14 protein-coding genes are annotated in these 15,978 nt (G+C 70.9%); 6 read left to right on the plus strand and 8 right to left on the minus strand.

The genetic code is table 11. The annotated features are described in order from the left end of the window. Positions 1 to 9: 9 nt before the first annotated feature. The 3 genes from tilS to dacB all read right to left on the minus strand — a co-directional run bounded on the left by tilS (position 10) and on the right by dacB (position 3,941). Positions 10 to 1,026 carry a tRNA lysidine(34) synthetase TilS gene (gene tilS / locus AB0C28_RS00165; RefSeq protein ID WP_357862767.1) on the minus strand — a complete coding sequence of 339 codons (1,017 nt, stop codon included), beginning with the start codon at positions 1,024 to 1,026 and terminating at the stop codon, positions 10 to 12. A gap of 365 nt (positions 1,027 to 1,391) precedes the next feature. Continuing rightward, positions 1,392 to 2,468, minus strand: a complete 1,077-nt coding sequence (locus AB0C28_RS00170) for a zinc-dependent metalloprotease (protein ID WP_346100792.1) — start codon at positions 2,466 to 2,468, stop codon at positions 1,392 to 1,394. A 45-nt stretch (positions 2,469 to 2,513) separates the two neighbouring features. Further along, complete coding sequence (gene dacB / locus AB0C28_RS00175; RefSeq protein WP_358072342.1) at positions 2,514 to 3,941, minus strand: D-alanyl-D-alanine carboxypeptidase/D-alanyl-D-alanine-endopeptidase; 1,428 nt, start codon at positions 3,939 to 3,941, stop codon at positions 2,514 to 2,516. Between the two features lie 84 nt (positions 3,942 to 4,025). Here dacB and AB0C28_RS00180 point away from each other — a divergent pair, with 84 nt between their 5' ends. Further along, on the plus strand, positions 4,026 to 4,517 hold the full coding sequence (locus AB0C28_RS00180; RefSeq protein WP_106243463.1) for an inorganic diphosphatase: 492 nt from the start codon (positions 4,026 to 4,028) through the stop codon (positions 4,515 to 4,517). Positions 4,518 to 4,521: 4 nt separating this feature from the next. Here the strand turns inward: AB0C28_RS00180 and AB0C28_RS00185 are convergent, their stop codons facing one another. The 4 genes from AB0C28_RS00185 to AB0C28_RS00200 all read right to left on the minus strand — a co-directional run bounded on the left by AB0C28_RS00185 (position 4,522) and on the right by AB0C28_RS00200 (position 9,961). Next, positions 4,522 to 5,631: a C40 family peptidase gene (locus tag AB0C28_RS00185; RefSeq protein WP_358072344.1), complete on the minus strand. Its 1,110-nt coding sequence runs from the start codon at positions 5,629 to 5,631 to the stop codon at positions 4,522 to 4,524. A gap of 232 nt (positions 5,632 to 5,863) precedes the next feature. Next, entirely contained in the window at positions 5,864 to 7,345 is a 1,482-nt protein-coding gene (locus AB0C28_RS00190; RefSeq protein WP_358072346.1) for a sigma-70 family RNA polymerase sigma factor, read from the minus strand. 116 nt (positions 7,346 to 7,461) lie between these two features. Continuing rightward, the gene (locus tag AB0C28_RS00195; protein ID WP_357862775.1) at positions 7,462 to 8,262 is read right to left on the minus strand and encodes a hypothetical protein; all 801 of its coding nucleotides are present in this window, start codon (positions 8,260 to 8,262) and stop codon (positions 7,462 to 7,464) included. An 88-nt stretch (positions 8,263 to 8,350) separates the two neighbouring features. Next, positions 8,351 to 9,961 carry an ATP-binding cassette domain-containing protein gene (locus AB0C28_RS00200; RefSeq protein WP_358072348.1) on the minus strand — a complete coding sequence of 537 codons (1,611 nt, stop codon included), beginning with the start codon at positions 9,959 to 9,961 and terminating at the stop codon, positions 8,351 to 8,353. A gap of 136 nt (positions 9,962 to 10,097) precedes the next feature. On the opposite strand from AB0C28_RS00200, the gene AB0C28_RS00205 reads away from it, so the two are divergent. The 5 genes from AB0C28_RS00205 (at position 10,098) to AB0C28_RS00225 (ending at position 14,586) form a co-directional block, all read left to right on the plus strand. Then, positions 10,098 to 11,261: a DUF4185 domain-containing protein gene (locus tag AB0C28_RS00205; protein WP_358072350.1), complete on the plus strand. Its 1,164-nt coding sequence runs from the start codon at positions 10,098 to 10,100 to the stop codon at positions 11,259 to 11,261. Next, complete coding sequence (locus tag AB0C28_RS00210) at positions 11,258 to 12,268, plus strand: DUF4432 family protein (protein ID WP_358072352.1); 1,011 nt, start codon at positions 11,258 to 11,260, stop codon at positions 12,266 to 12,268. Before AB0C28_RS00205 ends, AB0C28_RS00210 begins: the two co-directional genes overlap by 4 nt. Further along, a complete protein-coding gene (locus AB0C28_RS00215; RefSeq protein WP_358072354.1) occupies positions 12,265 to 13,035 on the plus strand; it encodes an SDR family oxidoreductase in 771 nt (256 codons plus the stop codon). Before AB0C28_RS00210 ends, AB0C28_RS00215 begins: the two co-directional genes overlap by 4 nt. Positions 13,036 to 13,255: 220 nt before the next feature. Further along, positions 13,256 to 13,675 (plus strand): peptidase inhibitor family I36 protein, encoded by a 420-nt coding sequence (locus tag AB0C28_RS00220; RefSeq protein WP_346100783.1) that lies wholly within the window; start codon positions 13,256 to 13,258, stop codon positions 13,673 to 13,675. Next, on the plus strand, positions 13,666 to 14,586 hold the full coding sequence (locus AB0C28_RS00225; protein WP_358072356.1) for a hypothetical protein: 921 nt from the start codon (positions 13,666 to 13,668) through the stop codon (positions 14,584 to 14,586). The genes AB0C28_RS00220 and AB0C28_RS00225 overlap by 10 nt, the downstream gene beginning before the upstream one ends. Here AB0C28_RS00225 and AB0C28_RS00230 read toward each other — a convergent pair. Beyond that, positions 14,545 to 15,978 (minus strand): peptidase S10, encoded by a 1,434-nt coding sequence (locus tag AB0C28_RS00230; protein ID WP_358072358.1) that lies wholly within the window; start codon positions 15,976 to 15,978, stop codon positions 14,545 to 14,547. The genes AB0C28_RS00225 and AB0C28_RS00230 overlap by 42 nt on opposite strands.

A 15,978-nucleotide genomic window follows, 5' to 3' on the forward strand; every position in this document is an offset into this window, starting at 1 on the left:
TGTGGTTCCTTACGCGATGGGACTGATGGCGAATATCAGGGTGCCATATCGCCGGACGGCGGACAGACCCCCGGGCAGGTCCACCGCTTTCTGCCCGCGCCAGTTCGTGACCAGCCGGTCCACGGCCATGACGTGGGTGGCCGACAAGGCGCCGGACGGGGCGCCGGCGGCGAGCGCGGCCCGCCTCAGCACCCTCCGCCTGACGGCGTCGGGCAGCTTTTCCACCTCGGCCACGGTCACCTTTATCGACCCGCCGATATCGCTAAGAGCGCAATTCTGGTACGCCGAATCGGCCCATTCATCGAGCGCGTCCGCGTCCTGTCTCGCCAGCCCCGCCGTCCTCGCCAGCGCCTCGGCCACCCCCGGGCCCAGCTCCGCCTCCAGCACCGGCAGCACCGTACGGCGGACTCGGACGCGGGTGTAGCGGTGGTCCTCGTTGTGCGGGTCGTCCCAAGGGGCGAGGCCCAAAGCTTGGCAGGCGGCCACGGTGGTGGCTCTGGGCAGGTCGAGCAGGGGTCGCCGGTAACGGCCTGACCTGGCTGCCATGCCCGACAACGACCGCGGGCCGCTGCCCCTGGCCAGACCCAGCAGCACCGTCTCCGCCTGGTCGTCCCTGGTGTGGCCGAGCAGGACCGCCTCCGCCTTCAGCCGATCGGCCGCCTCGGCCAGCGCCGCGTACCTGGCCTCCCGCGCCGCCGCCTCGGGTCCGCCTTGGGCGCCCACGGTGACGGTGAGCGCTTCGGCCGGCTCCAGCCCCATGCCCTGGGCCACCTTCACCACCGCCTCCGCCCGCTGCGCCGACCCCTCCTGCAGCTGGTGATCCACGGTGACCAGCCCCGCACGCAGGCGCGCACGGGGTGCGACGAAGGAGAGCGCGGCGGCCAACGCCAGCGAATCGGCCCCGCCACTGCACGCGACCAGCACGAGCGCGCCCTCCGGCACATCGGCCAGCGCCTCACGCACTGCCCTGCGAACGTCGGCAACAGCCGGATGCGGCCCCACACCCCCATTCTCCCGCGCCCCCATCCCCGGACGCGACGCCCGACTCCTTGGGCCGCGTCGCCGTGAGGGGTGGTGAAGGGGCGTCGTAGGAAGCGCGGGTGACACCGACACCGACGGGCCTAGCACCGTGCACCAGCGCCGAGCACCACCGCACGACCTCCCGCCGACGCGGCGCGGGGAGATGCGGTGAGGCGGACGTTGGGGCGCGGGTGATCGAGTGAAGAGGGCGCCGGGCAGCGGGGCGGGTGCACCTCCCGGCCGGGCACCGCACACGAGCGCCGGACACCGCCACACCACCCCCTCCACCGACGCGGCGCCGGGAGGGGTGTGGGTGATCGGGCGGGGAAGCGGGGTGGGGGTCGGAGGCCGTGGTGGTGGGTGGGGGCGGGTTAGGCGGGGAGGGCTGGGGTGCCGATCACTCGGGTGATCCAGAGGGTGGGGTCGGCGATTTCCGGGGTCGTGGGGAGGGTTTGCGGGGAGGTCCAGATCTTGTTGAAGCCGTCCATCCCCACCCGGTCCACCACCGTACGGACGAAGGCCGAGCCCTCCGCGTACTGCTTCATCTTGACCTCGATCCCCAGCAAACGCCGCACCGTGCGGTCCAGGCGGGAGCCGCCCTCGCGGCGCTGGGCGAACTTGGCGCGGATGTCGGCCACCGAGGGGACCACCGACGGGCCGACCGCGTCCATGACGTAGTCTCCGTGGCCCTCGACGAGGGTCATCACGGCGGTGAGGCGGTCGAGGATCTCCTTCTGGCCGGGCGACTGGATGGCGTCGATGAGGTTGCCCTCGCCGCCGCGCACCACGTCGGCCACCGTGTCGGCGGCGTTGCGCAGCCGTTCGAGCAGGGTGGGCAGGTCGAGGTCGGAGGCGAGCAGGAACTCGGTCATCTGCCCGCGCACGTATTCGCGCAGCCACTTGACCCCGGTGAACTGCACCCGGTGGGTCTCCTCGTGCAGGCAGACCCACAGGCGGAAGTCGTGAGGGTCGACGCCCATCTCGCGCTCGGCGTGGACGATGTTGGGGGCCACGAGGGTCAGGCGGCCGGCGGCCTCCTTGCCCGTGGGGTCGGGTGGGAGGAACAGCTCGTACTGGCCGAGTACGCGCGAGGCGAGGAAGGCCAGGACGGCGCCCACCTCGACGCCCGTGATGCGGGACCCCACGGCCGTGACGATGGCGGGCGGCTGGTTGTCGCCGCTGCCCATGCGCTGGGTCAGGGGCTCAAGGACCACCCGGAAGCCCTCGACGTTGGCCTTGATCCAGCCGGGCCGGTCCACGATGGTGGCCGGCTGCGGCGCGGTCTCGGTGTGAATCTTCGTGAACTCGCGCACGTGCCCCTCGGCCTCGCGCGACAGGGTGCGGAGCTCGGTGACGGCCTGCCTGGCCTCCTCCCGGCTCACCTGAGGACCGGGGCGCACCAGGCGCGTGCCGGTCGTGACGGCCAGATCCCAGTCGATCACCTGCATACCGTCCACCGTACGTGGTTCTCCCCACGGCTGCGAAGGAGCGCGTCAGGAACGTGCCACGGTGGCGGCCAGCCGGTCGAGGACGGGCTCGGCGTTGAGGGGTACGCGGTCGGCCATGAAGGCGAACGTGACCAGCCGCCCGTCCTTCGTCGTGGCCATCCCGGCCAGCGTGTTGATGTTGTTGAGGGTGCCGGTCTTGGCGCGTACGAGACCGACCTGGCCCTTGCTGTCGCTCCTGGTGAAGCGGCGGCCGTTGCCGAGCGTGCCGGAGAAGCCGGCGATCGGCATGCCGGAGGCGACGGCGCGCAGTTCGGGGTGGGCGGCCGAGCCGGACAGGGCGAGGACCTTGGCCAGGGCGTTGGGGCTGATGCGGTTGCGGATGGACAGGCCGCTGCCGTCGGACAGCGCGACGTTCTGGCCGGCTCCGAGGCGCTGCAGGACGGCGATCACGGCGCTGGCGCCGCCGTCGAACGTCGCGGGCTTGCCCTGCTTGATGGCGACGTGGCGCAGCAGGGCCTCGGCGAGGTCGTTGTCGCTGCGGGTGAGCGTGTGCTCGACCAGGGCGTACAGGGGGGCGGAGTCGACCTTGCCGAGCTCGGCGGCCCCTGGCTGGGCCTTGGCCTGGCGTACGGACTTGGCCACGGCGATGCCCTGCTTGGCGAGCAGCCGGGCGAAGGCCGTGGCGGCGTAGCGGGGCGGGTCGGCGACGCGGGGGCTGCGGAAGCGGGGGTCCTGCCTGCCCTCGTCCATGGTGAGGGCGTAGACGGGGGCCACCTCGCCATCGGGGATGTAGTTGCTCTTCCAGCCGGGCGCCTTCGGGGTGCCGGAGAAGAGGGAGGTGTCGTACGAAAGAGTGATCTTGCGGATGTTCTGCGCCTTGAGCGTGGCGGCGGTACGGGCGGCGAGGGTGGCCAGGCGGGCCTGCTTCGGATAGTCGTCGCCCTTGGCGGCGGGACCGGCGAGGAGGGGGTCGCCGCCGCCGACGAGGATCGCGGTGCCGGGCTTGGGACCCTGGACGACGCGGGTGGACAAGCGGGTGTCGGGGCCGAGCGCGGCCAGCGCCGCGGCGCAGGTGACGATCTTCGTGGTGGACGCGGGGGTGATGGCCAGGTCGGCGTTGGAGGCGAAGATCTGCTCGCCGGTGACCGTGTCGATCACGACCGCGCCCACCCGGCCGCCGAGCGCTTTGTCACCCAGGGCGCCGGTGAGCTGGCGCGTCAAAGTACCCTTAGTCGGGAGAGGTCCGTCTCCGGGCTTCACCGGCAGCCGGGCCAGCACTGGCCCGGAGGTGACCACGGGGACGGGGGAAGAGCCTTCCGCCGGTGACGACGCCGTCGGGCCGGTGGGTGTCGATCCGTTCGTCAGCGCGCTCAGGCTGAAGTCGGTGGTCATCGCGTAGACGCCGGTGACGATCGTCAGGGTTTGGAGCACGGCGAGGGTGGTCAGCATCACCCACTGGTCGCGCCGCGCCACGTCGCCTGCCCTCTCTCCTGTGTTCGCCTACGAGACATTAACGCCCAACCGGGGGTTCCCGGGGGCCTGAGCGGAGGAACCGCGGTGGAGTTCGACGTTGTCGTTGAGATTCCCAAGGGGCAACGGAACAAGTACGAAGTGGACCACGAGACCGGGAAGATCAGGCTTGACCGGCTCCTGTTCACCTCCACGCAGTACCCCGCCGACTACGGCTTCATCGAGCACACTCTCGGTGAGGACGGCGACCCGCTGGACGCGCTGGTGCTGCTGCAGGAGCCGACGTTCCCCGGTTGCTACATCACGTGCCGCGCGGTGGGGATGTTCCGGATGACCGACGAGAAGGGCGGTGACGACAAGGTGCTCTGCGTGCCGTCCACCGACCCCCGTATGCATCACATCCAGGACATCCATCACGTGTCGGAGTTCGACCGGCTGGAGATCCAGCACTTCTTCGAGGTCTACAAGGACCTGGAGCCCGGCAAGTCGGTCGAGGGCGCCAACTGGGTCGGCCGCATCGAGGCCGAGGCCGAGATCGAGCGCTCGTTCCGGCGCGCCAAGGAGGAGGGCCACCACTGACGCCTCACGCGGCGGCGGGCCTGGTGGCGCCCACCAGGTCTCCGCGCCAGATCGAGGCGACCCGCACCACGTCGCCGGTCTGCGGCGCGTGCACCATCTGGCCGCGCCCGACGTAGATGCCGACGTGGTGGATGGTCGAGGGGTCGGCGGTGACGTGGGCGAAGAAGAGCAGGTCGCCGCGGCGCAGCTGGTCGAGCGGCACGTGGGGGCCCGAGGTCCACTGCGTGCCCGTCCAGTGGTCGAGGCGCACGCCGACCTTCTCCCACGCCCGCATCGTCAAGCCTGAGCAGTCGTACGTCTCCGGTCCCGCGGCCGCCCACACGTAAGGCTTGCCGAGCTGGGTGAGCGCCCAGTTCGCGGCAACGTCGCCCATGGCCGAGCCGCCGGCGACGAGCCCGGCCAGCGCCGCCGTACGCCGCCTGGCCAGCAGGTCGGCACGGGTACGGGCCGCGTCGACCTTGCGCTGCAGGGTCTGCTTGCGCGCCGCGAGTTCCCTGGTCTCGCGGCGCTGCCCGGCCACCGCCCGCTCGGCGGCGAGCTTGGCCAGCCGGGCGCGTTCCGAGGCGGCCTGCTGGGCCGCGTACGCGCTGTCGGCGTGGATGCGCAGGATCGCGGCCACCTCCTGGGCGTCGCGCATCCGGCCGAGGACCGCGGCCCGCTCGCCGCTCAGGTGCCCGAGCACGCTGGCGCGGTGCAGGAACCCGTCGGTGCCGCCCTGGTCGATCAGCATGCCGACGACCGGCCCGAGCGAGCCGAGCCCGCCGCTGCTCTCGGTGGCCAGCAGCGCCGCGGCCTGCCTGGCCCGCTCGACCTCGCCGTTGGCCGCCGCCAGCCGGGCTCTGGCCTGCTGGTACGCCTGCTCGGCCTGCCGTAGCCGGACCATCTCCCCGTTGTACGCCTCCACCAGCAGCTCGACCTCGGCCGCCAGCCGCTCCAGCCGCGAGTGCGCGGTGGCCAGCTTGGCGGTCGTCCGGCTGAGCTGCTTGGACCTCTCGCGCGCGGTCTGGCGGGCCTGCTTGACGTCGTGCGCGGAGGGCCCCGGCTCGGCCAGGACCGGCGGGCAGGCGGCCACGAGCAGGCAGCCCGCGAGGAGCCCGGCCCGGAATGCGCGCATAGGTCCCCCTGAAAACAGATGGTTACTCTATGCACACAGTTCCCGGCACTTCACTCACGTAACGTCACGTGAAAGTGAACAGGCTGCCAGGTCCCTATTCACGGGCGCACCTCTCCCCTTCACGGCCGCACGTCAGGGACCAGGGCCGGCGCCGGTCGGGCGCGGAAGCCCGGAGGTCCCGGCGCCGGGCGAACGCGGGAGGCGAAGTCCCGGCGCCGGACGAGGGAGGAGGTCAGCTGCCCGTTGCCGACGGGGTCGCCGAAGGCTCCTCCGTGGGGGTCTGGGTGGCCGGCTCCGTCGGTGTGGAGGTCGGGGTGGGGGTCTCGGTCGGCGTGGGTGTGGGGGTGGGCGTCGGGGGCGGAGTGGGGGTACGGGTGCCGGGCCTGGGCGGGTGCGACCTGCCGGGCGGCCCGCCGGGCGGTGAGCCGATCGTCGGCCGGCCCGGCGGCGGTTCGTGCGCGGGCGTGCCGGACGGGAGCCCGTCCGGCCCGGGACCGGGGTCCGGAGCGGCGCCGTCGTTTCCACCGGGGTCCTTGCCCGGCGGCGACCCCGGTGGGGACCCCGACGTGGCAGGTACGCCGGTGGGCGAGGAGGGGATCTGGGACGGCACGGCCGGAGCCGGCGCCCCGCTCGGAGTCCCGGTCACGCCCAGGGGCTGCGTGGTGGTGCTGTCGAGGATGGGCTCCACGCTCAGCGGCGAGTCGTGGGGATCGCCCTGCCAGGGCAGCCGGATGCCCGGAGGCTCACCCGTCGGCGGGAACGCGGCCGTCGCCACGCCTGTCACCCCGCCGTTCTCCCTTCCGATCCGATCGAAGATCACCGCTATCGCCACCACGGTCGCGATCGCCGCCAGCGTGCCCGCCACCGCCTGAGGCCACCGCCGGCCCTGTCGCCGCGGGGAAACGGGAAACCCGGCGGCGTCCAGCGCGCTGGTACGCCTGGCGACGTAGCGGCGGTAGGGCAGGAGCTCGGGGTCGGCGAAGCAGCTCATCACCCTGACGCGCAAGGTGCCGGGCAGCGCGGGCGCGGGCAGCAGCGCGTACACCTTGGCCGGGGACACCTGGCGGGTGCGGTGCGGCGCGCAGGTCTCGCACCGCGGCAGGTGCCTGATCAGGTACTCGCGCATGTCCCTGGTCAGCTCACCGCCGAACCCGGCCAGGATGCGGGCGCGCCGCGGGCAGTCGTACGGGCCCTTCCTGGCCAGGACCTCGACGGTGATCGCGTCGCCCAGGCGTTCGCGGGCCGCTTCCAGCAGCAGCTCCACCTGGCGCGGCGGTGTGGCGAGCACCTGGGCCAGCTCGTCCGCGGGCAGTTCGTGCCCGTGGACGAGCTCCAGGAGCTCCCTGTCGGCCACGGGCAGGCTGTGGACCGCGTTCCAGGCCATGACGCGCAGGTCGGCGTCGGCGGGGTCGTCGGGCTCCGGCGCCTCGGCCAGCGCCTCGGCGGCGCCGGGTGGCGCGGCGGTTCTGCGCCGCAGGCATTCGGCGCGCGCCAGCGCGAACAGCCAGGCGCGCAGCCGTTCGGGCGTGGTCAGCGCGCCGGCGTGCGCCTCGGCGGCGATCAGCGTGTCGCGGAGCGCCACCTGCGCGCTGTCGGCGCTCAGGAGGAGGGACCAGCAATAGCGGTAGACGCTCTCCGCGTACGCGTCGTAGAGCGCGCTGAGCGCTGCGGGATCACGGGCGCGGAGTGCTTCGACCAGAACGCGGTCAGTCATGTGACCGAAGGTAATGGATCGGTAACTAGCAGTTCTACCGGTTCCACGCCGAAGGCATCACTTGTCAGGCGAAGAACCGGAAAATTATCCCGACATTCCGGATAGGCGCGGCTTATTTATTGCTTGTGCTCGGACACCACCTGCGTGCTCCGGTCCACCGTGAACGGCTCGCTGGTGGGTTTGACCGTGTGCACGGGAACGGCTCCCGACAGGGCCAGATCCTCGTAGGGACGGCCGGTGGAGCCCCAGGTCCTGGCCGCGATCTCGGTCTTGGCGACCTGGGAGCCCCTCGGCAGGCCGCCCACCGTGAGGATGAAACGCGGCGGGCTGCCCGCTTTCACGTCGTCCACATAGGTGCTGCCACCGCCGATGAGCTTTCCCGTTTTGTCGCGCAACATCGCGTTCACGACCAGACTGCTCGCCGAAACTTGATAAGGGTTGCCGACATATCCAGTAATAAGGTACGTGCCATCTTTCTGGCGCATTGTCTGGACACGCGAGATCGGGAACCGCTGGAAGGCCGAAGGAATGCGCGCGGCCGGCCGCCACCGCGCGGGACGGTACTGGATCGTCACCCTGGCCGGCTTCTGGGTGGCGACGGCCTGGCCGGTGAAGGGCAGCGTGCCGCCCGGCGGCACCGCGTCGAGCGGCTGGTCCAGTTTGAGCACCTCGCCCCCCTTGGCGTCGTGCCCGACGATCGTGGCCACCACGTGCTCGCCGAAGTGCCACGGGTTGGCGTTGCTGAGCACGCCCGCCCAGGTGACGGCATATCCGTCAGCGGACTTGACGATATGGGAGACCTGCTCCTTGAGAGCGAGCGGCTTGAGCTTCTGGACCGGCTGTTCCTCGCTCGCGCACCCGGTGAGGCAGATCGCCCCGAGTGCGAGGAGGCTGGCGGTTCGGCTACGCGGGATCACTTTGCCGTGATAACCCGAGCATGGGCACGGCTGGCGCGGGACACGCGCCAGCCCTACCAACTCTTTATCAACGAGACATCAGCGGATATCAGCGGGTCCTGACCACCCTGGTCTCGTCCCAGACCGGCTCGGCCGACTCGTAGACCGTGCCGTCGGAGCCGAACACCAGATAGCGGTCGAAATCAGCGGCGAACCAGCGGTCGTGGGTGACCGCCAGCACCGTGCCGTCGAACGCCTCCAGACCGGCCTGCAGCGCCTCGGCGCTGGCCAGGTCGAGGTTGTCGGTCGGCTCGTCGAGCAGCAGTAGCGTGGCCCCCGACAGCTCAAGCAGCAGGATCTGCAGCCGTGCCTGCTGACCGCCCGACAGGGTGTCGAAGCGCTGCTCGGCGATCAGCCCCGCCAGCTCGTAGCGGGCCAGGATCTTCATGGCCTCGTTCTTGAGCCTGGCGTGCTCGGTCATGACGATCTCGACCGGGGTGCGGCCGAGCAGGTCGGGCCGGGCGTGGGTCTGGGCGAAGTGGCCGGGCACCACGCGGGCGCCCAGCCTGGCCACGCCCTCATGGGCGACCTCCTCGCCCGCCAGCAGGCGCAGGAAGTGGGACTTGCCCGAGCCGTTGGAGCCCAGCACGGCGACCCGCTCGCCGTACCAGATCTCCAGGTCGAACGGGCGCATCAGGCCCTTGAGCTCAAGCTGTTCGCAGATGACGGCGCGCTTGCCGGTGCGGCCGCCGCGCAGGCGCATCTTGATGTTCTGCTCGGCCGGCGCCACCTCCGGCGGGCCCGCCTCCTCGAACTTGCGCAGCCGCGTCTGGGCGGCGTGGTAGGCGGGGGCCATGCCGTCGTTGTATCTCGCCTTGTTCTTCAGCATGTTGACCAGGGCCTTGAGCTTGGCGTGCTCTTCGTCCCAGCGCCGGCGCAGCTCGTCGAGGCGCTCGTTGCGCGCTCTGCGGGCCTCGGCGTACGTACGGAAGCCGCCCCCATGGATCCAGATGTTTCCTGACTCGACGGTGATGATGCGGTCGGCCGCGTTCGCCAGGAGCTGGCGGTCGTGGCTGACCAGCAGCACGGTCTTGGGCGTCTCCTTGAGCTGCTGCTCCAGCCATTCCTTGCCGGGGACGTCGAGGTAGTTGTCGGGCTCGTCGAGCAGCAGGGTCTGGTCGGGGCCGCGCAGCAGCGCCTCCAGGACCAGGCGCTTCTGCTCGCCGCCCGACAGTGTCGCCACGTCCCGATATTTCAGTCTTTCGAAGGGGATGCCGAGCGCGGCCACCGTACAGGTGTCCCAGAGCACCTCGATCTCGTAGCCGCCCGCGTCGGTGTAGTCGCTGATGGCCTGCGCGTAACGCATCTGCGTCTTCTCGTCGTCGCGCTCCATCATGGCCAGCTCGGCCTGGTCGAGCCGCTCGGCGGCGTGCCGCACCGCGGGCGGCGCGACGCCCAGGAGCAGGTCACGCACGTTGCTGCCGTCGCGCACGCTGCCGATGAACTGCCGCATCACGCCCAGGCCGCCGGAGCCGGCCACGCTGCCCTCGACGGGCTGGAGGTCGCCGGCGATCAGGCGCATCAGCGTGGTCTTGCCCGCGCCGTTGGGCCCGACGAGCGCGGCCTTGACACCTTCGCCGATCCTGAAGGACACGTCGTTGAGCAGCGGCCGCCCGTCGGGCAGCACGTACGTCAGATGTCCGACTTCCACGTGTCCCATTCCGGCAGGGTAGCCGCCCACCCGCGCTCCGGTCATATGGATTTCGCCGCGCCCGCCCCGGCGCTCACACGGGCCCTAGACAGTAAGTGATCTAATGACTAGAACTGTAGGGAACCCCCTCCCCTAGGAACAGGTGATGACGCGATTCCGCTCCGCCCTCGCCCCCCTGGCCATCGCGTTGCTGGGTCTCACGGCCACCCCGCAGCAGGCCCTCGCCGCACCGCCCAAACCCGTGCCCGTCGTCCAGGAGCAGACCAGGACGGCCGCCGCCTCCGACTGTGCTCCCACGGTCACGGGCGCCAGGACCGACGCCCGGCTGACCGCCCTGTTCACCAACTACGGCAACGACAACAGCCGCCTGGACGACTGGACGGGCGCCGACGGCACCTACTCGGTCAAACTGCCCGACGGCCGGGAGCTCTGGGTGTTCTCCGACACCTTCCTCGGCCGGGTCAACCCCGACGGGAGCCGCCCGCCCGTGGTCGAGGAGGGCGGGAGCACGGTCTTCCTGAACAACTCCTTCGCCGTCGAACGGAACGGCAGGCTGTCCACCATCCACGCTGGCACCGCCGCCGAGCCCGTGGCCGTGATGCCGCCGCGCGACAAGGACCACTGGTACTGGGCCGGTGACGCCACGCTGGCGGGCGGCGTCGTGGAGGTCACCTACCAGGAGTACGAGCGCTTCGGCCCCGGGGCCTGGGACTGGCGCTGGCACAGGAACGTGGTGGCCAGGTTCGCGCCTGGACGGCTCGAACGGCCGATCAGCGTGCACGACCTGCCGTCGGGGCACGGCGTGGCCTGGGCCTCAGGCGTGCTCAGGGACGGCGGCCACACCTACGTGTACGGGGTCGAGGACCTCGGCTCGCCCAAGTACATGCACATCGCCAGGGTCAAGGGCCAGAGCCTGCTCGGCCGCTGGGAGTACCTCAAGGCCGACGGCACCTGGTCGCAGGACCAGGCCGACTCGGCGCGGGTGATGGACGGCGTGGCGAACGAGTACAGCGTCAGCCGGATCGGATCCGGATATGTCCTGATCACGCATGACACGACCGAGGCGCTGAGCGCCAACATCGTGGCCTACTCCTCGTGCTCGCCCGCCGGCCCCTTCACCGGCAAGCAGCACGTCTACACGACCCCCGAGACCAGCGGGAACATCTTCACCTACAACGCCCACGCCCATCCCGACGTGGCCGGCGACGGGCTCGTGGTGTCGTACAACGTCAACAGCTTCGTCAACACCGACCACTACCGCGACGTCTCCATCTACCGGCCTAGATTTCTGGACGTGACGTTCAGATGAGGCGTAACTGGGCGGCCCGGCTGCGGCACGGCACGATCGACGGGCTGCGGGCGGTCACGCTGGAGAACGAACGGCTGCGCGTGAGCGTCCTGCCCGGCAAGGGCGGCGACGTGGTCGAGTTCCTGCACAAGCCGACGGACACGGACTTCGTCTGGCTCTCGCCGCAGGGGCTGCGCGACCCGCGCGACCATCTCCACGGCGCGGCCGACGGGGTCGCCCAGTTCGTCGACCACTACGAGGGCGGCTGGCAGGAGGTCTTCCCGAACGGGGGCGCACCCAGCGAGTACCGGGGGGCGCGGCTGGCGCAGCACGGCGAGGTGTCGGGGCTGCCGTGGGAGTGCGAGGTCGTGGCCGACTCCCCCGAGGAGGTCGCGGTCCGGCTGAGCGTGCGCACGCGGCGGCTGCCGTACCGGATGGAGAAGGTCCTGCGGCTGCGCTCGGGCACGACCGCGCTGGAGGTCGAGGGGCGGGCCACCAACGAGTCGGGCCTGCCGCTGCACGCCATGTGGGGCCAGCACATCGTGTACGGCCGGCCGTTCCTGCGCCCTGGGGCCAGGATCCGGCTGCCCGACGGCGTCCGGGTGATCCCGCACGAGAGCGCGCTCACTCCGCCGGCCCGCCGGGTCAGGGCGGGCGGGCCGTGGGAATGGCCTCTGGTGCCGGCCGACGGCGGCGGTGTGACGGATCTGAGCGTGGTGCCGGAGCCGGGCGCGCCGAGCGACATCGTCTATCTGACCGGCTTTAACGAGGGTTGGTACGAAATTTCGGGGGATATCGCTATGCGGGTTGAGTGGGATGCCTCGGTCCTGCCGTACCTGTGGATGTGGCAGGAGGTCGGCGCGTCCACCGGCTACCCGTGGTGGGGGCGGGCGTACACCGTGGGGCTGGAACCGTTCGCCGGCATGCCGACCGACGGCCTGGCCGCGGCCGTGGCCAACGGCACGGCCCTGACCTTGGGACCCCACGAGACGAAGGTGCTGAGTTTGCGCGCGGAGGTAAGGGTATGAGCGAGTTCGCCGGCAAGGTCGCGCTGGTCACGGGCGGTTCGACGGGGATCGGACGGGCCGTGGTCGACCGGCTGGCCGACGGCGGGGCGTCCGTGGTGTTCTGCGGCGCCGACAGGGGTGCCGAGCTGGACACCGGGCAGGTCATCGGCAGGATCGCCGACGTGCGCAGGGCCGGCGACATGCGTGATCTGGTGAGCCTGGCGGTGAGCAGGTTCGGCGGGCTGGACATCGTGGTGACCTGCGCCGGGGTGCAGCGTTACGGCACCGTCGAGGACACCCCTGAAGAGGTCTGGGACGAGGTGTTCGACATCAACCTCAAGGGTGTCTACCTCACCTGCAAGGCCGCCGTACCCGAGTTGCGCGCCCGCGGCGGCGGCTCGATCGTGGTCATGTCGTCGGTGCAGGCGTTCTCCTCGCAGGCGCAGGTGGCGGCGTACTCGTCGAGCAAGGCCGCGCTCAACGGCCTGACCAGGTCGATGGCGCTCGACCACGCGGCCGACGGCATCCGGGTGAACGTGGTCTGCCCCGGCTCGGTCGACACCCCCATGCTGCGCTGGGCGGCGGACCTGTGGCGCGGCGAGCTGTCGCAGGAGGAGCAGATCGCGCAGTGGGGCCGCTCCCATCCGCTGGGCCGCGTGGGCCGGCCCGAGGAGGTGGCGGAACTGGTGGCATTTCTGGCCGGACCGCGATCGTCGTTCATCACGGGTGCGGAGCATCGTGTGGACGGGGGATTGCTGGCGCAGAATCCGGCGGCGCTTCCCGAATAGGTAGAGCGCAGGCCACGGGTTTCTCCTTCACCGCCAAGGCTTCGGCCAATGCGGTGAAGGCGCAGTTCATCAGCCTGATACGAGTGAGTCGGCGGGCCTGGGCACGCGACCCTTCACTGGGCGTGGAGCCCTTTTGGAATCGGCGAGTCAGTACAACTCGCGTTCGATTCAGCACGCTAAGTTACGAGGTCGAAACGACTCACTGATCGAGGAGAGACCTGTGAGGCTATCCAAGAAGGCCGCCGGCTTCATCGCCGCGGCCACTCTGTTCACCGCGCTCGCCCCCGCAGCCGCCGCGGTGGCCAGCCCCCGCTCGACCTGCTACGGCGGTCGTGTCTGCCTGTACGCCGGCTACGACTACAACCGCGGCCAGGTCGACCACTGGCGGGACTTCACCCAAGACGATTCCAACTTCGCCGACAACAACTGGCTGAACTGGGACTTCAGCAATTCCTGGGTCAGCATGAACAACCAGACCAGCTCGGTCAGGAACCGCGTCGGCTGCAGCGCCACCCTCTGGCAGCACCCGGGTTACACCGGCGCCCACAGCACGTTCACGCACAACTCGAACGACGGGTTCCTGGCGAACAACGCCGTCGGCAACAACCGCACCAGCGCGATCGACATCTGGTGCCACTGAGCAATACAGGGAGTGCCGGTTTCCGGGCTTGGCCGCCGGAAACCGGCTGCCGCGGGCTGATCGCGAGCGCGCTGCTGCTCGTGACGGCCACCGCGGCCTGCCGCGCCGACGAGCCCGCGGCACCGGCGCCCGCGCGGGGCGTCACCTCGGTGTCGCAGCTGGTGCTGCCGTTCGACGCCTATAAGACCACTCCCGAGCAGCGGGCCGTCCTGGGCAACGCCCACAACGCACTCGTCGCGCGATGCATGCGCGAGCAGGGCATCACCGTCGCGCCGCCCGCCGAGGATCCGGCCGCCATCGCCGCGATCGATCCCGGCAACTCACGCCGTTACGGCGTCACCGACATCGGGGCCGCCAGGAGCCACGGCTACCACCTGGCCAGGCCGCCCTCCCCCGACACCACCGGCGCCTGGGCCGGCAAGCTGCCCGTGCGGGCCCGCCACCGCCTGTACGGCACCGCCGCGAACCGCGGCTGCCTCGACCGCGCCACGCTCACCCTGGACAAGGGCGCGCGCCAGGCGGACTGGCCGTGGCTGGCGCTGCAGGACTCGCTCACGCTGGAGCAGGCCGCCAAGCACCCGTCGGTGACGGCGGCGGTCAGGCGCTGGCAGTCGTGCATGACCCAGGCGGGCCACTCCTACCCGGCTCCAGAGGCGGCCATCGGCGACAGCCGCTGGGACCTCGACAAGCCGGCCGTGACCGAGGACGAGAAGCAGGTCGCGACCGCGGACACGACCTGCAAGTGGTCCGCCGGCCTGGTCTCCGCCTGGTACGCGGCCGACGCCGAGTTGCAGCGCGCCGTCATCCGCGACAACGCCGGGCGCTTCGCCGCGCTGCGCGCCAACCTCAAGCAGCGCCTGGGCCGGGCCTCACGCCTGCTCGCCGAGCACGAAGGCCGCCAGGTGCGCTGACTGGGCCAGCCTGCTGGGCTCGTGGACGTACATCATGTGGCCGGCCTCGTAGTACCTGAACTCGATCCGGGCGGCCAGCTCGGCGGGCACGGGCAGGTGGGCGAAGGTGTGCTCGGCGGCGAAGTACGGCGTCGCGCCGTCGTGGTAGCCGCAGGCCACGTGCACCCGCAGGTGCGGGTTGGCCCGCATGGCTGCCCCCAAGTTGGAGGCTACCTGCACGTGCGCGTTCTCGAACTCCTTGTACGACCACGGCTGCACGCGTGAGGTGAGGATCTCGTACGGCAGGTCGTTGGCGTAGCCCAGCTCCGTGCGCAGGTAGTGGTTGAGCGCGGCGCTGTAGGGCCCCATGATGGCGTCCATGCTGGGGTCGGCGGTGAAGTGCTCGCGGCCGGAGTCGGGGTCCCAGCCGGTGAAGCGGCCGTCGAGCCGGCCGACGACCTGGCGGCGCGGGCGCAGCACCTCGGTGAAAAACCTGATGTGCTCGATGCGCAGGTTGACCCGGTCCACGTAGTCCTCGCTGAGCCCGGCCAGCGCGGCGACCCTGGCGACCGCCTCGGAACGTTCCTCGGCGGTGAGCCGGTTGCCCCGGGTGAGCGCCCACAGGTACTCGCCCGAGGCGTACTCCTCGGCCTCGCGCAGCACCTCGGCCAGCGGCCGGTCGCCGTGCAGGCCGTGGTGGTGGGCGATGGCCGCGTAGGTCGGCAGGTAGAGGGCGTAGGCCAGGTCGTTGCCGTCGTTGAACTCGCCCGTGATGTAGTCGAGCACGGACGAGATGAGGATGACGCCGTTGAAGTACATGCCGTAGCGCGACTGCAGGTGGTCGGCCAGGCCGGCGGCCCGCACGGTCCCGTACGACTCGCCGGCCAGGAACTTCGGCGACATCCACCGCCCGTTCCTGGTCGTCCACAACCTGATCACCTCGCCGACGGACTCCAGGTCGCCGGCGAAGCCGTGGTAAGGCTCGGTCTTCTCCCCTTCTGCCACCCGGGAGTAGCCGGTGGAGACGGGGTCGATGAAGACGAGGTCGCTCACCTGGAGCAGACTCTCCTCGTTGTCCACCAGCCCGTACGGCGGCGGCAGCAGCGCCCCCGCGTCCCCCATGACGACCCGGCGGGGCCCGAGCACGCCCAGGTGCAGCCACACGCTGGACGAGCCCGGCCCGCCGTTGAACGCGAACGTGACCGGCCGGCTCAGCGGCTCGGCCCCGTCCAGCGTGTACGCGGTGACGAACACCTCGGCCTTGGGCCGCAGCCCCTCGAACTTGCCGTCGGTGACCACCTCTTCGCGCAGCACCATGGTCCCGGTCGTCGCGGTGTACGACTGGCCGGAGGGCAGGGTGTGGCTGGTGGTGACGAGGTTGTCGGCAAGGGATTGCTTCGACTCTTCAGACAT

This window comes from Nonomuraea sp. NPDC048892 (assembly GCF_040649735.1).
In the GTDB taxonomy this organism is placed as follows: Bacteria; Actinomycetota; Actinomycetes; order Streptosporangiales; family Streptosporangiaceae; genus Nonomuraea; species Nonomuraea maheshkhaliensis.

Bases quoted from the DNA above. Each gene is read 5' to 3' on its own strand.
- AB0C28_RS00190 (WP_358072346.1), bottom strand. From the start codon at position 7,345: ATGACTGACCGCGTTCTGGTCGAAGCACTCCGCGCCCGTGATCCCGCA.
- AB0C28_RS00185 (WP_358072344.1), bottom strand. From the start codon at position 5,631: ATGCGCGCATTCCGGGCCGGGCTCCTCGCGGGCTGCCTGCTCGTGGCC.
- AB0C28_RS00205 (WP_358072350.1), top strand. From the start codon at position 10,098: ATGACGCGATTCCGCTCCGCCCTCGCCCCCCTGGCCATCGCGTTGCTG.
- AB0C28_RS00170 (WP_346100792.1), bottom strand. From the start codon at position 2,468: ATGCAGGTGATCGACTGGGATCTGGCCGTCACGACCGGCACGCGCCTG.
- AB0C28_RS00230 (WP_358072358.1), bottom strand. From the start codon at position 15,978: ATGTCTGAAGAGTCGAAGCAATCCCTTGCCGACAACCTCGTCACCACC.
- AB0C28_RS00215 (WP_358072354.1), top strand. From the start codon at position 12,265: ATGAGCGAGTTCGCCGGCAAGGTCGCGCTGGTCACGGGCGGTTCGACG.
- AB0C28_RS00200 (WP_358072348.1), bottom strand. From the start codon at position 9,961: ATGGGACACGTGGAAGTCGGACATCTGACGTACGTGCTGCCCGACGGG.
- tilS (WP_357862767.1), bottom strand. From the start codon at position 1,026: ATGGGGGCGCGGGAGAATGGGGGTGTGGGGCCGCATCCGGCTGTTGCC.
- AB0C28_RS00210 (WP_358072352.1), top strand. From the start codon at position 11,258: ATGAGGCGTAACTGGGCGGCCCGGCTGCGGCACGGCACGATCGACGGG.